This window comes from Paenibacillus sp. FSL R10-2782, assembly GCF_038592985.1.
GTDB lineage: Bacteria > Bacillota > Bacilli > Paenibacillales > Paenibacillaceae > Paenibacillus > Paenibacillus terrae_C.
The window spans coordinates 3,976,920-3,990,750 of sequence record NZ_CP151951.1 but is presented as its reverse complement, the minus strand read 5'-3'; the positions used below and the strand labels follow the sequence as shown (position 1 = coordinate 3,990,750).

Annotated in this window: 13 protein-coding genes; 12 read left to right on the top strand and 1 reads right to left on the bottom strand. The window is 47.9% G+C overall.

What is annotated here, in order from left to right; genetic code table 11:
- Positions 1-287 precede the first annotated feature (287 nt).
- The 3 genes from NST83_RS17985 to NST83_RS17975 all read left to right on the top strand — a co-directional run bounded on the left by NST83_RS17985 (position 288) and on the right by NST83_RS17975 (position 2,317).
- A complete protein-coding gene (locus tag NST83_RS17985; protein ID WP_342415156.1) occupies positions 288-1,439 on the top strand; it encodes a cysteine desulfurase family protein in 1,152 nt (383 codons plus the stop codon).
- Between the two features lie 133 nt (positions 1,440-1,572).
- On the top strand, positions 1,573-2,094 hold the full coding sequence (locus NST83_RS17980; protein ID WP_342415155.1) for a PRC-barrel domain-containing protein: 522 nt from the start codon (positions 1,573-1,575) through the stop codon (positions 2,092-2,094).
- Positions 2,095-2,104: 10 nt separating this feature from the next.
- Entirely contained in the window at positions 2,105-2,317 is a 213-nt protein-coding gene (locus NST83_RS17975; RefSeq protein WP_170970892.1) for a hypothetical protein, read from the top strand.
- A 213-nt stretch (positions 2,318-2,530) separates the two neighbouring features.
- Here NST83_RS17975 and NST83_RS17970 read toward each other — a convergent pair whose 3' ends face one another.
- Positions 2,531-4,504 carry a methyl-accepting chemotaxis protein gene (locus NST83_RS17970; RefSeq protein WP_342415154.1) on the bottom strand — a complete coding sequence of 658 codons (1,974 nt, stop codon included), beginning with the start codon at positions 4,502-4,504 and terminating at the stop codon, positions 2,531-2,533.
- Positions 4,505-4,713: 209 nt separating this feature from the next.
- On the opposite strand from NST83_RS17970, the gene NST83_RS17965 reads away from it, so the two are divergent.
- The 9 genes from NST83_RS17965 to NST83_RS17925 all read left to right on the top strand — a co-directional run bounded on the left by NST83_RS17965 (position 4,714) and on the right by NST83_RS17925 (position 13,627).
- Entirely contained in the window at positions 4,714-5,781 is a 1,068-nt protein-coding gene (locus NST83_RS17965) for an AI-2E family transporter (RefSeq protein WP_137064007.1), read from the top strand.
- 341 nt (positions 5,782-6,122) lie between these two features.
- Positions 6,123-8,756 (top strand): alanine--tRNA ligase, encoded by a 2,634-nt coding sequence (gene alaS, locus NST83_RS17960; RefSeq protein ID WP_342415153.1) that lies wholly within the window; start codon positions 6,123-6,125, stop codon positions 8,754-8,756.
- 136 nt (positions 8,757-8,892) lie between these two features.
- Positions 8,893-9,153: an IreB family regulatory phosphoprotein gene (locus tag NST83_RS17955; protein WP_007431624.1), complete on the top strand. Its 261-nt coding sequence runs from the start codon at positions 8,893-8,895 to the stop codon at positions 9,151-9,153.
- Between the two features lie 9 nt (positions 9,154-9,162).
- A complete protein-coding gene (ruvX, locus tag NST83_RS17950; protein ID WP_014282932.1) occupies positions 9,163-9,579 on the top strand; it encodes a Holliday junction resolvase RuvX in 417 nt (138 codons plus the stop codon).
- A 13-nt stretch (positions 9,580-9,592) separates the two neighbouring features.
- The gene (locus NST83_RS17945) at positions 9,593-9,895 is read left to right on the top strand and encodes a DUF1292 domain-containing protein (RefSeq protein WP_025682191.1); all 303 of its coding nucleotides are present in this window, start codon (positions 9,593-9,595) and stop codon (positions 9,893-9,895) included.
- On the top strand, positions 9,892-10,197 hold the full coding sequence (locus NST83_RS17940) for a DUF1292 domain-containing protein (protein ID WP_342415152.1): 306 nt from the start codon (positions 9,892-9,894) through the stop codon (positions 10,195-10,197). The genes NST83_RS17945 and NST83_RS17940 overlap by 4 nt, the downstream gene beginning before the upstream one ends.
- Positions 10,198-10,292: 95 nt before the next feature.
- Complete coding sequence (gene mltG, locus NST83_RS17935) at positions 10,293-11,321, top strand: endolytic transglycosylase MltG (RefSeq protein WP_342417990.1); 1,029 nt, start codon at positions 10,293-10,295, stop codon at positions 11,319-11,321.
- 11 nt (positions 11,322-11,332) lie between these two features.
- Entirely contained in the window at positions 11,333-12,262 is a 930-nt protein-coding gene (locus NST83_RS17930) for a peptidase U32 family protein (RefSeq protein ID WP_342415151.1), read from the top strand.
- A gap of 33 nt (positions 12,263-12,295) precedes the next feature.
- Positions 12,296-13,627 carry a U32 family peptidase gene (locus NST83_RS17925; RefSeq protein WP_342415150.1) on the top strand — a complete coding sequence of 444 codons (1,332 nt, stop codon included), beginning with the start codon at positions 12,296-12,298 and terminating at the stop codon, positions 13,625-13,627.
- The last annotated feature ends 204 nt before the right edge of the window (positions 13,628-13,831 follow it).

The following is a 13,831-nucleotide window of genomic DNA, read 5'->3' as shown; positions in this document are numbered from 1 at the left end:
AGGTATTTTAGAGAATATTAAAATTTCAGAAATATCATTGCTACTTCGTATACCTCAATATACAATAGAAGGAAATTGTTGATGAGAACGGTTTATGTGTGAGTATTTCGTTTTTTTTGAATCACAAAAAATCACATAAAAAATCACAATTCCGGCGAATACCCGCGAATACTTGCGTTTGAAATCCTCTTACAAAAACTTTTAAAGTGCATTATGTTAAGAAAGAAGTATATAATTGAACTTCGGCAATACTAAAAACAAGATGTTTTATATTGAGGTGAAACGACATGAACAGAATTTATCTGGATCATGCCGCATCGACTCCTATGCATCCTGAGGTTGCGCAGACTATGATGGACATCATGACCGGCCAATTCGGCAACGCTTCAAGCGTTCATGGCTTTGGTCGGGATGCCAAGCGCACCGTCAGCGCTGCGCGGGATGCCGTTGCGGCCTCTTTGGGCTGCAAGCCCGAAGAAATCATATTTACAAGCGGAGGGACAGAAAGCGATAATCTGGCTCTGTTCGGGACGGCTACAGCAGATGGCCGCACTTCCGGTCATATCATTACGACAGCTATTGAGCATCATGCAGTGCTTCATGCTTGCGCTGAACTCGAAAATGCGGGATACGAAGTGACCTTTGTGCCAGTCAACTCCTTTGGGCGCATCAATCCAGCGGATATAGCGGCTGCGATCCGGCCGGATACTTTTTTGATCAGTATGATGTATGTCAACAATGAGGTAGGAGTAATTCAGCCGATCCATGAGGTGGGGCAGCTTGCGAGAGAACATGGCATCGTATTCCATGTAGATGCGGTACAAGCTTACGGTCATACACAGATAGACTGCCAGAGCCTTCCAGTTGATTTACTCAGTGTATCCGGTCATAAGATTAACGGCCCACAAGGTATTGGAGCTTTGTATATCCGTCAGGGTATACGTATCCAACCTTTGATGCACGGGGGGCTTCAGGAGAAGAAACGCCGTGCCGGTACGGAAAACATTGCCGGGATTGCAGGTTTGGCTAAAGCAGCAACTCTGGCCAGCACCTCTATAGAGGAACGTTGGGCGCACGATATGACTCTTCGGCAAACTCTGCTGAAAGAGCTGGAAAACGCTTTGGGTACAGACGCTTTTGTAATCAACGGCGACCCTGAGCATTTTTTACCGAATATGCTAAATATTAGCTTCCTGGATATCGGTACGGAGACTATGCTGATGAATCTGGATATGGAAGGAATTGCAGCGGCCAGCGGTTCAGCTTGTACTTCCGGGTCTTTGGAATTGTCGCATGTGTTGCAGGCGATGGATCTTTCTGAAGATGTTTTGAATTCAGCGATTCGTTTTAGCTTCGGTTTGGGTAATACTACGGAGGAAATGGAATACACAGCCAAGAAAATTGAAACCATATGGAAGCGGCTACGTACTAGGTACTAGGGTTTTCTCCGCACTTTAATAAGAAGGGAGGGGCGGTTTTCCATTTCATTGCATGAACGGAACCAAGGTCTGACACGCATGAAGGAAAGGACCGCACCTCCGTTCGGATTGCAGAATGAGGAGGTACCCTATTATGAAGCTTCAGGATATGATCGGACTTGCCGTTTTCGACGTAGAGGACGGGAAGCAGATTGGTAAAATACAAGATTTTATGGTGACGGCTGATTGGAAAATTACAGGGATCGAGTTGGAGGGCAAAGGCCTTTTTTCATCTCAAGTAAAAATGGTGGCTTGGGATGACATCGTCGCTTATGGCGAAGATGCGATTATGATTCGCAATCAGCAAGCTGTCCGTAAAACGGAGGCCAACGATATTCAACATACGTATTTGCTTGGACCCGGTAAACTGAAGGATTTATCCGTGCTTACAGAGGAAGGGCTTATGCTCGGACACATTTCGGATGTTTATTTTGACCAGGAAATGGGCAATAACATAATAGGCTTGGAAATCAGCGATGGTTTTGTATCGGATATTATAGAAGGGCGGAAATGGCTGCCCTGCACCGAAGAAATGTCCATCGGGGAGAATGCCATTATGGTGCCCCCGTTAAGCGAGCAGCGTTTGGAAAAAGCCATATATTCTGTTAATGGATAGGGTGAGTTTATTGAGATGTCCGAATTGTAATTCCAAAGATATCGGCAAAATTGGCTCCCATCAATTTTATTGTTGGGGATGCTTCATCGAACTTCAAGTGAATGGTGAAAAAATGTCCGTCTACCAAGTGGAAGAGGACGGTACGCTCAGTTCACTGGACGACCTGTTCTTTGGAGATGACATAGTACAGCAGGACCTGCCGCAGATCCACGCTTCTTCCTAAGCTTAAACTTGAATCGAGGACAGGCTGTAAATCTATATGGGATGTGACTATATCGTTCAGCAGTTGAACGGTCAATTGATTGGACCATGCTTGATGAGTAACGAAGAGGGTGATTCCCGATGGCTATAATAGCCTGGGAGTCACCCTCTTTTTCATATAGATCCCTGTCCAGATGGATGGAATGCTACTTACTTATTTTTTAGCAGATATGCTTTATAGCTTAAAGCGTCTAACCTCTTCCAGCAGCATGTCTGCGTGAGAGTCCAGTTTGGCGGAAAGCTCGGCAATATTGTTCATGGAATGCCCTTGTTCTTGTACGGATGAAGCCACTTCCTCAGTAGATGCTGCGCTTTGCTCGGAAACTGCGACAACGCTGGAGATTACATCTGAAATATGTCCGGCGTTGGTACGGAGATGATCAGCCGCAGCGGATACGTCCTCAATCTGAGTAAGCATATGCTGAGAAGCTCCCCGTATGGACTCGAACGCCTCTCTCGTAGCGGTAGCCGCATGCTCCTGTTCTACTGTTACAGACAGAGCCTTCTTCATTTCCTCTGCGCTCCGCAATCCCGCAACCTTGATTTCCTCCAGTTTGTGCATAATGCTGTCACTGGAGCTTGCTGCTTGCTCAGCCAGCTTGCGTACTTCCCCGGCAACGACGGCAAAGCCTCGTCCGTGTTCCCCAGCGCGGGCTGCTTCAATGGAAGCATTCAGCGCGAGCAGATTGGTTTGGGCTGCGATATCATGAATGGCTCCGGCCAGCCGCTCAATATCCTGTGTTTTCAACGTGAGCGATTCTACAGCTTTACCTACAGCGGTTGTGGTTTGTCTGGACTCGGCTGCAAGCTTCGCTTGACGCTCTGCTGTTTCGTACCCGGCCAGCACGGCAGAGTCCGTTTCTAGCACGGCGGTTTGGGTTCGCTTGACGCTTTCACCGATCTGGTTGATGGAGCCTGTCATATGCGACAGCTTTTCAGAGCCGGAATATACAGCTTCGGCCTGATCACTTGCTCCTTGGGCAAGCTCCTGAACGGCACTGGAGATTTGTGATGCAATGGTCCCGGTATCCTTGGCATGCTGGTGCATGTCATGAGAAGCTGAGCTGACCTCGCCAGCCGTATCTGCCACTTTGCGCAACAAGTGAGAGAGATGTTCTGACATGATATTAAAATCCGTACCCAAGCTGGCAATTTCATCTTTGCCCTTAACATCCACACGTGCTGTCATATCCCCTTCAGCCACCCGCTTGACGTTCGCTTGAAGCCTCCGAATCGGCTTGATAAAGCTGTTCGCCGCCCAGATCGCCAGTACCATAGCAACGACAAAGATGATAGCAACGATAATGAGTAAATAATTACGAATGGAGTAATACTCCTGAAAAGCAATATCCTTTGAAATAGACAAGCCTACAATCCAGCCCGTGCTGGGCATTTTCTTAAAATAAAGCTGCCGATCACTGCCACTGTAATTGTAGTCGGCTTTGCCCGAAGGGGCGCTGAGCAGGGCCGCCGTTGATGAACCCAACTCGGGCGTATCCTTGAGATTTTTACCAGCCAGCTTGCTGTCCGGATGCGCGACCACGATTCCATTCTGGTCAATCAAAAATGCATAGCCTAATCCGTTCAGGTTCATGTTTTTAATCATTTTTGTCATGTCGTTTAACATAATATCCTCACTGATCACCCCAGTGATAGAGCCATTGGAGTTCTTAAGAGGCCTCGCAATGGAAATGGTGAAGTCCTGGCTTCCTGCATCAACGTACGGTGAGGAATAATACAATTCCCCCTTGGTTTTGGCATCCTTGTACCACGGACGTGTGCGAGGATCGTAGCCCGCATCAGACCAGCCGGAGCCATCCCAGTAGGTTCCATCCTCAAATCCTGCATAAATGTTAGCAATACTTTGATCCTTATAGTTTTGAAAGGCCGCCTTTAGAGAAGCTATTTTGGCATCTGGTGGAATATTGCCTGATTCCAAACCTGCAGCTAATGTCTCGATAATTTTGGCATTGCCGCTTGTCCATCCGTCGAGCTTATTGACGGTTTCGGTGGCTTTACTGTTCATAAGCTCTTGTATGTCACGGTTGGCCTGATTTTTAATGCTTGTCATGCTAATGACGGACAAAGGCCCAGTTGCAACGATAACAATACAGGTGAAAAGGAGAATAAGCTTCATTTTTAAGTTCATGTAACGACCCCCAATGATTCAGAAATGTGAAAGCTCAAATAGTTCTTTGTACTTATATCGTCAGATAGAATGACTTTGTTAATCATTTTCAATTGTTTTCATTCTTTCTTCATAGTCATTATTTAAGGCGCCTCCACAGTTATAGGAAGGATTAAAGTAAAGGTACAGGCATATACTGAATAGAGGCTAGTCCGGCAAGGGGGCACGGTATGGAGCAATTAACGAAAAGCAGGCTGTTCCGATACGGAATATGGACGCTGCTGGGACTTGTCATTCTATATTTTATCTGGCTGCTGCGGCCTTTGTTTTTGCATCTGTATGATTTTCTGAAAACAATTATTGCGCCCTTTGCGGTGGCGATGATTATTTCCTATGTGCTTAATCCTGTGGTCAATATGCTGGGCGGACGCAAAGTACCTCGAAGTGTAGCCGTCCTGCTCATTTATGCTGTATTTTTGGGCAGCCTCGTCGTTATTCTGATGCACCTGATTCCGATGTTTATTGATCAACTGGATGAACTGAATGAGCATCTGCCTGAGCTGACCATGCATGCACAGGGATTAATGACCAATATGGACGGGAGTATTTTACCCCAAGGGGTACGCACAGGAATGAATCAGTGGTTTTTCCAACTCGAAAATCGGATGGCTACAGGCATTGCTGCTTTTATGGACAACATCGGCGGGATGATCAATATGTTGTTCAATGTATTCATTGTGCCGTTTCTCATTTTTTATATTTTAAAGGATTTCGATGTGTTCGAACGGGCTATTGTGTCTTATCTCCCGCGATCCCGCCGCAAGGCCATTGTAACGGTGCTCAAGGAAATTGATCAGGCGCTCGGTAACTATGTACGCGGACAGCTGTTGGTGTGCGTCATTATCGGGGTGATGTCCTATATCGGTTATATGCTGATTGGGATGCCTTATGCGCTGCTGCTGGCAGGAGTGGTGGCTGTATTTAATATCGTGCCGTATTTAGGCCCGTTTTTGGGAGCTGCTCCGGCGGTCGTTATGGCTTCTACGGTTTCCTTTAAAATGGTACTTATGGTCGTAGTCGTCAACACCTGTATTCAAGTGCTGGAAAGTAACGTCATTTCTCCCCAGGTGGTTGGACGAACCTTGCATTTGCATCCCATTTCCATCATTTTCGCCCTGCTGGTGGGCGGGGAAATAGCGGGAATAACGGGGTTAATTTTAGCGGTTCCGGTGATGGCGGTCTTGAAGGTGGCGCTTCAGCATTTTTTTGCTTATTACGTGAAGCGCAAAACGATCTAATTTCGTCCATATCCCCGTCTGAAATCGCGTTGACACGGCTAAATGACACGGATATACTGAATTGAGTGTGTTTAAATGTGTTTATCCAGTAGGGAAAGCTCATTTCGGAGTGCGGGCTGAACCCGCCGGGATGCTCCCGTTACCAGTGAAAACAAGGCGATCGCTCGTCCGTTAAGCAGATGTTGGGTGTGCAGCTTGCACATGTAGCATTTCGTACAGAGGGGACGGCGATAACCAGGGTGGTACCGCGATACAATCGTCCCTGATCCGTTCAGGGGCGTTTTTCTGTTTTTATGGCCTGTGCCAAGAACAAGTGACACCATAACTAGGAGGCTACTTATATGAAAGCTAGTGAAATCCGCTCCAAATGGCTGGAGTTTTTTGAAAGCAAGGGACATGTGATTGAACCAAGCGCACCGCTTGTTCCACATAAAGATCCTTCCCTGCTGTGGATTAATGCGGGGATGGCACCGCTTAAGCCTTATTTTGACGGACGTGTGAAGCCTGAAAATCCGCGTATCGCCAATTCGCAAAAATGTATTCGCACGAATGACATTGAAAATGTCGGCAAAACACGCCGCCACCACACCTTTTTCGAAATGCTCGGTAATTTTTCGATTGGTGACTATTTTAAGGAAGAAGTTATTGTGTGGGCGTGGGAATTTCTGACTGATCCGAAGTGGATCGGCTTTGATCCGGAGCGTCTGGCTGTAACCGTGTACCCTGAGGATGAAGAAGCGTACAAGCTGTGGAATGAAAAGGTAGGACTTCCTGCTGAACGTATCATCAAACTGGAAGATAACTTCTGGGATATCGGCGAAGGCCCTTGTGGACCTTGTACGGAAATTTTTTATGATCGCGGTGAAGCTTACGGCAGCGACATGACAGACCCTGAAATGTATCCAGGCGGGGAAAACGAGCGTTATCTGGAAGTGTGGAACCTCGTATTCTCACAATTCAACCATAACAAGGATGGCAGCTATACGCCGCTTCCGAACAAAAATATTGATACAGGCGCCGGATTGGAGCGTTTTGCATCCATTTTGCAAAATGTGGATTCCAACTTCGATACGGATATTTTCCAACCTATTATTCAGAAAACAGCCGCTATGGCAGGGGTTAAATATAACGAAAATGTGGATAGTGATGTAGCGCTCAAAGTGATTGCTGACCATGTTCGTACCGTAGCTTTTGCGATTGGTGACGGTGTGCTGCCTTCCAACGAAGGTCGTGGTTACGTGATCCGTCGTTTGCTGCGCCGTGCTGTGCGTTACGGAAAAATGCTGGGCATGAACCGTCCATTTATGTTTGAACTGGTGGAAACGGTGGGGGATGTCATGGGCGTGTACTACCCTGAGGTGGTGGACAAGCGTGATTTCATCATCAAGGTGATTAAAACAGAAGAGGAGCGCTTCCACGAGACACTGACAGACGGATTGGCTATTTTGGCTGATATCAGTGCTCAGGCGAAAGCGGAAGGCCGCGATGTCATCAGTGGAGCGGACGCATTCAAGCTGTATGACACGTACGGCTTCCCATTTGACCTCACAGAGGATTATGCGGACGAGCAGGGCTTGAAAGTAGACCGTGAGGGCTTTGATGAAGCGATGCAGGGACAACGGCAACGTGCGCGTGACGCTCATCAGGACAATGCCAGCATGAAGATTCAGGGTGGAGCCCTGTCTGACCTGGCGGTTAAAAGCGATTTTGTTGGATATAATGACCTCGTAACCGAGTCTAAAATTGTGGCTATTGTATATGAAGATGTGCTGGTGGACAGTGTTAGTGAAGGACAGACTTGTCAGGTTGTGCTGGACGTGACTCCTTTTTATGCTGAAAGCGGCGGACAGGTAAGTGATCACGGCTTGCTGCGCGGGGGCAAGGTAACGGCGAAGGTCGAAGGACTGTTCAAGGCGCCTCAAGGCCAGCATGTACATCAGGTCGTCGTGGAAGCCGGTGAGCTTAACGTTGGCGATACGGTGAAAGCGGAAGTAGATCAAGCATCCCGCGGTGAAATCGAAAAAAATCATACGGCTACGCATTTGCTTCACAAAGCGCTTAAAGAAGTGCTGGGCGACCATGTCAATCAGGCAGGTTCCCTGGTGGAGCCTGGGCGTCTGCGTTTTGACTTTTCCCATTTTGGTAGCATTACGCCGGAAGAACTGGCGGATATTGAGCTGCGTGTAAATCGCGCCATTTGGAGCCAGTTGGATGTAAATATTGAACTGAAACCGATTGATGAAGCCAAGGCTCTCGGAGCGATGGCGCTGTTCGGTGAAAAATATGGAGATATCGTACGTGTCGTCAAGGTAGGCGATTACAGCATTGAGCTTTGCGGCGGCTGTCATGTGAGCAACACCTCACAAATCGGATTGTTCAAGCTTGTCAGCGAGAGCGGTATCGGATCGGGTGTTCGCCGTATTGAAGCGGTGACCGGACGCTTTGGCTTTGAATATATGGAAGGGCAGTTGGAACTGTTAAAAGTATCGGCAGGTCTGGTGAAATCCAAGCTGTCCGAGGTGCCCAAACGCATCGAATCCTTGCAGCAGCAAATTAAGGACCTCAGTCGTGAAAATGAATCGCTGCAAAGCAAGCTGAGTGTTATTGAAGCGGGCCAGTTGACCGATCAGGTCGTGCAAGCTGGCGGAGTACAGCTGTTGGCTGCACGTGTACAGGCTTCCAGTATGGATGCGCTGCGTGCGATTGCGGATGAGCTGAAAGGCAAGCTTCCAGCTGCTGTGCTGGTACTTGGGGCTGCAATGGATGACAAAGTCAATTTTGTCGTAGCTGTACCGGCAGAGCATACCAAGGCTGGGCTTCATGCAGGCAAGCTTGTGAAGGAAATTGCTGCTGTATGCGGCGGCGGCGGCGGCGGCCGTCCAGATATGGCGCAAGCCGGAGGCAAGGATGCCAGCAAGCTGGACGAAGCACTTGTGCGCGCCCGTGAATTGGTAGTGGCGGCCACTCAAGAATAAAGTTCGATAATTTTTGCGGAATTTTGGAAAAAACCGAACTTAGACATTTCCTTGAAGGGCTCTGCTTATGGTATGATGTATAAGAATAAGCTGGCATAAACATGTACACATGTTTTGTGGAAGCGAGGTGTCAACAGTGGATTCCATGGACAAAACGGTCAAATTCAATGTCAAGGCGGATGAGAAGGAAGCTTCTGCTCAGGAGATTTTGTTGACCGTATATGATGCTCTGGTAGAAAAAGAATACAATCCGATCAATCAGATTGTCGGGTATTTGTTGTCAGGTGATCCGGCTTATGTGCCACGGCATAATAATGCCAGAAGCCTGGTACGCAAAAAAGAACGCGATGAATTGATTGAAGAGCTGGTTCGTTTCTATCTGGCCAAGCACCGTTAGGAGACAGGCATGAAAGTAATGGGATTGGATTACGGGGACCGCCGAATCGGGGTCGCCGTAAGTGATGCCTTCGGCTGGACCGCCCAAGGATTGGAAGTCATAGAACGACGCGGTGACGACAGCGAGTTCGGTAAAATTGCAAATCTGGTCCGTGACAATGAGGTCGGCGAGGTTGTAGTAGGCTTGCCGAAAAACATGAACGGTACCGTGGGTCCACGCGGTGAGATTTGCATTGAGTTTGCGAACCGGCTCAAGGAGTTACTGGGTTTACCCGTTCACCTTTGGGATGAACGGCTGACGACGCGTTCGGCAGAGCGCACGCTACTGGAGGCCGACGTCAGCCGAAAAAAACGCAAGCAGGTGGTAGACAAACTGGCCGCAAGCCTGATCTTGCAAAACTATTTGGACGCACACAGTACAAGGTGAGGGGGATTTCGTAATGGCTGAAAATCAAGTGGGTATGGAAGAAGAGCCGGAAATTATTTACATTGCCGATGACGAGGGCAACGAGGAAGAGTTCGAGGTCATTATGAAGTTTGAGGTAGACGGTTCCGAAGCGAAGTACATGATGGTTGCGCCAGTGGACCCTGAAGCCGACGAGTCCGATGTGTACGCCTTCCGTTACGAGGAAGAAGGCGATGATATTAAATTGTTTGTGATCCAAGACGATGCCGAGTGGGAAATCGTTGAAGAGACCTTTAATACATTTGTGGAAGAAGAGGACGAGGAAGACGGGAAATGACGAACTATTCACGTGAAGACCTGAGCTGGACTTCTGATTTGAAGGAAGCGTTCGGCGGCGATGTAGAGCTACAGGATGAACAGGGTCATGCGGTACGCATGGAACTGGAAGCAGAGTTCAAGGTAGGAGAGCAACGGTACGCCGTATTGCGCAAACCTGGAGCTGCTGAAGGCGAGCATGAGTTGTATCATGTGAGCCCATCCCCGGAAGGCGATATTTCCATCACCACGATTGAGGATGACGATGAGTGGGAAGATATTTCCGAGCTGTATGATGAATGCACGCTGCCGGAAGAGCTGTAAGGTCTGGATAACGAGGAGATCAAACCTGAAAGGGCGGACCAGTCCGCCCTTTTTGGCTGTGAAGGAGTTGGGTGGAAGTGAAGCGAAGGACGACGTTGGTTACGTTGCTTCTGTTGATTGTGACCATAGCAGGCGTAGCAACTCTCTATATTTGGAATGCCATGCAGCCTGTTCAGGCAAAAACGCAGCCGGTTGCATTTACAATAGTGAAGGGAACGGGCACGTCCGCTATAGCAGATACACTGGAGCAAAAGGGACTCATACGTAATGCGCTCGTATTTAAGGCTTACCTTAAATTCAAACAGCAAGGCAGCGCGTTTATGGCTGGAAAATATGAGGCTCAGCCCGGTGCTACCTTCGATCAGCTGATTGCTAAGCTCTCGGCAGGGGACGTTGTGAAAGAGGAAATGATCCGTTTTACGATACCGGAAGGATTTACGATCAGACAGATGGCTGATAAGCTGCAAAAGGAAGGACTGGCGGACCAGAAGCAATTTTTGCAGCTGGCCAACGATCCGTCCGCTTTTGACGTCGCGCTGGTGCGGGATATTCCAAAGCAGGCGGGGCTTCGCTATGCGCTGGAGGGCTATCTTTTCCCGGAAACCTATGAGCTGAAAAAGGGCAGTACGACCAAAGATATTATACAGGCGATGCTGGAACAGACGCAAAAACGTCTGGAGACCGTTCCCGATTTGGACGCCAAGCTGAAACAGCGGGGCGAAACACTGCATCAACTGCTGACGGTTGCCTCTCTAGTAGAGCGCGAGGTGGTTGTGGATAATGAACGGCCTGTCGTAGCTAGTGTCATTTATAACCGGCTCAAGCAGGATAAGAAGTTGGAAATTGACGCTACCGTTCAATATATGCTGGACAAGCAAAAGGAACGGCTGTACTACAAGGATTTGGCTGTAGAAAGCCCATATAATACGTATTTGCATCAGGGACTTCCACCGGGGCCGATTGCAAGCCCCAGCCTGAAATCAGTGGTGGCGGCTTTACAGCCAGATGCTACGGATTATTTATTTTATGTGACCAAAAAAGATGGAACGCACGGACATTTGTTTGCCAAGACATATAAAGAACATTTGCATAATATTCAGGTAAGCAACCGTAAGACAAATTAGGAGGTGAGCCTGTGGCTTACAAACCCGAACTATTGGTAACTGCCAGCTCTCCGGAGGATGCCTGTCAAATGCTGGAGGCTGGCGCGAGCGCATTACTTATTGGAGATGACCGCTTTGGGATGCGGCTCCCGGGACATTTTACACCGGACCAAATCCGTGAGGTTGTGGAAGAAGCTCGAAAGCATACGGCCCAGGTATATGTATCCATGACCAACTTAATGACGAATGAGCTACTGCCGTTCCTTCCCGAATACGTGCAGACGCTTGCCGGATGCGGCGTAGATGCCATTGAGTTTAATGATCCGGCCGTATTGATGGCGGTAAAGGAATATGCCCCTCATGTGAAGTTGTTCTGGAACGGTGAGATGATTTCCACCAACTTCGCAACCGCCAACTATTGGGGAGAGAAGGGTGCCTCTCGCGTCATTTTGGCCCGTGAGCTGAGTATGGACGAAATTACGGAAATGGTGCCAAAGCTGAACATGGAGGCGCAGGTTCAGGTGCATGGCATGACTAATATTTATCATTCCAAGCGCAAGCTTGTACAAAGTTATATGTTGCATCAGGGTCGCCCGGTGGAAGGTGATCTGGGCAGAGATCGCGGCTTGTTTCTGATCGAAGCAGAGCGACAGGAAGAGAAGTTTCCGATTTATGAGGATATCAACGGAACGCATATTATGAGTTCGGATGATTTTTGTATTATGGAGGACCTGCATATTTTGATGGAGGCAGGCGTGCACAGCTTTAAGATTGAGGGCTTGTTGAAGCCTACGGCTTATAACGCGGCGGTCGTTCGTGCTTATCGCAAAGCGATGGATACCTTTACAGCCGATCCTGAAGCTTATGTTTATGATGAAAGCTGGCTGGATGAGGTTCGCCGTCTTCAAGATCCTGAACGGGAACTGTCCTTCGGATTTTTCTATAAAGAACAGGTTTATTAATTTTAAAAATGAGTGCACAGAGGGGGGAACGTCATGGGAACGATGACCAAAACGAGAAAATATACGGGCAAGCGGAATCGTCTGGATAAGCCAGAGCTGCTGGCTCCTGCCGGAAATCTGGAAAAGCTGAAGTTTGCTATTCACTATGGTGCGGATGCCGTGTATATTGGTGGACAAAAATACGGTCTGCGCTCCAATGCCGATAATTTCAGCTTTGAGGAAATGCGGGAAGGCGTAGAGTTTGCGAAAAAATATGGCGCCAAAGTTATTGTTGCTACCAATATTTATGCGCACAATGAGGATATTGCGGGGATTGAAGAATACCTGCGTAATTTGTACAAGGCGGGTATTCATGCTGTCATTGTCGCTGATCCGGCGATTGTATCTGTGGCATTGCGTACGGTGCCGGAGCTGGAAGTACATTTGAGCACCCAGCAATCGACGCTGAACTGGCAGGCGGTAAAGTTCTGGAAGAATGAAGGACTGCCGCGTGTGGTACTGGGGCGTGAGACCAGCTTGGAGGAAATTGAAGAAATTAAAAAGCATGTGGACATCGAAATCGAAGCCTTTGTCCATGGTGCAATGTGCTCTTCATTTTCTGGTCGCTGCGTACTGTCCAATCACTTTACGGACCGGGATTCCAACCGTGGGGGCTGCTGTCAGTCCTGCCGCTGGAAATACGATTTGTTTGAGGATGCCCGTCAAGACGAGGTGTGGATATCAGAGGAAGAGGCGCAGGATAGCAATGTTCTGAAGCAGTTCCAGCTTGGTGTTAATCAGATGCCATTGTTTGAAGAAAGTGATAATGCCTTTTCTATGGGTTCTAAGGATCTGTGCATGATTGAAAATGTCCCTGATCTGATTGACGTCGGTGTGGACAGCTTCAAAGTAGAGGGACGTATGAAGTCCATTCACTATGTGGCTACGGTTGTAAATGTCTATCGTCAAGCGATTGACTCGTATATGGCTGATCCTGAAAATTATGTGCTCAAACCGGAATGGATAGATGAAATAAACAAGGCGGCTAATCGTCCGCTGAACACTGGCTTTTTCTACGATACACCGGATCACGAAGATCATATTTATGAGCCGGAAGAAAAGGCTGCGCCTTATGATTTTGCCGGACTGGTTATGGACTACGATGCGGCGAGTGGTATAGCTACCATTCAACAGCGTAACCATTTTAAACCGGGGCATGAAATTGAATTTTTTGGTCCGAACGGAACGTTCTTTAAACAAACGGTTGGAACGATCTGGGATGAGGAAGGCAACGAACTGGATGCTGCCCGTCACCCGCTTCAACGGATCAAAATGAAGGTAGATCAGCCTGTATCCTATTTTGACATGATGCGTAAAAAGAAGTAATTAAGTCTTAAGTCGTGGAAAAAAAGATTCCAAAGCCTCTCCTATCGGTTGGAGGGGCTTTTTTTTGAATACTTTTCTAGGAAAAAAGTTTCACAAAATTTAGTGGTTGTTGAAAGGAAAGCTACATTCCTTGTCGAATAAATCCGATAGATATGATATAGATAATTAATAGATACATAAAGGATACGTGGATCAGGAAACTAA

Excerpts from the sequence above, each read along its gene's own strand:
- NST83_RS17985 (WP_342415156.1), top strand. The coding sequence starts at position 288 with ATGAACAGAATTTATCTGGATCATGCCGCATCGACTCCTATGCATCCT.
- NST83_RS17970 (WP_342415154.1), bottom strand. The coding sequence starts at position 4,504 with ATGAACTTAAAAATGAAGCTTATTCTCCTTTTCACCTGTATTGTTATC.
- NST83_RS17925 (WP_342415150.1), top strand. The coding sequence starts at position 12,296 with ATGGGAACGATGACCAAAACGAGAAAATATACGGGCAAGCGGAATCGT.
- NST83_RS17965 (WP_137064007.1), top strand. The coding sequence starts at position 4,714 with ATGGAGCAATTAACGAAAAGCAGGCTGTTCCGATACGGAATATGGACG.
- NST83_RS17945 (WP_025682191.1), top strand. The coding sequence starts at position 9,593 with ATGGCTGAAAATCAAGTGGGTATGGAAGAAGAGCCGGAAATTATTTAC.
- ruvX (WP_014282932.1), top strand. The coding sequence starts at position 9,163 with ATGAAAGTAATGGGATTGGATTACGGGGACCGCCGAATCGGGGTCGCC.
- NST83_RS17980 (WP_342415155.1), top strand. The coding sequence starts at position 1,573 with ATGAAGCTTCAGGATATGATCGGACTTGCCGTTTTCGACGTAGAGGAC.
- alaS (WP_342415153.1), top strand. The coding sequence starts at position 6,123 with ATGAAAGCTAGTGAAATCCGCTCCAAATGGCTGGAGTTTTTTGAAAGC.
- NST83_RS17940 (WP_342415152.1), top strand. The coding sequence starts at position 9,892 with ATGACGAACTATTCACGTGAAGACCTGAGCTGGACTTCTGATTTGAAG.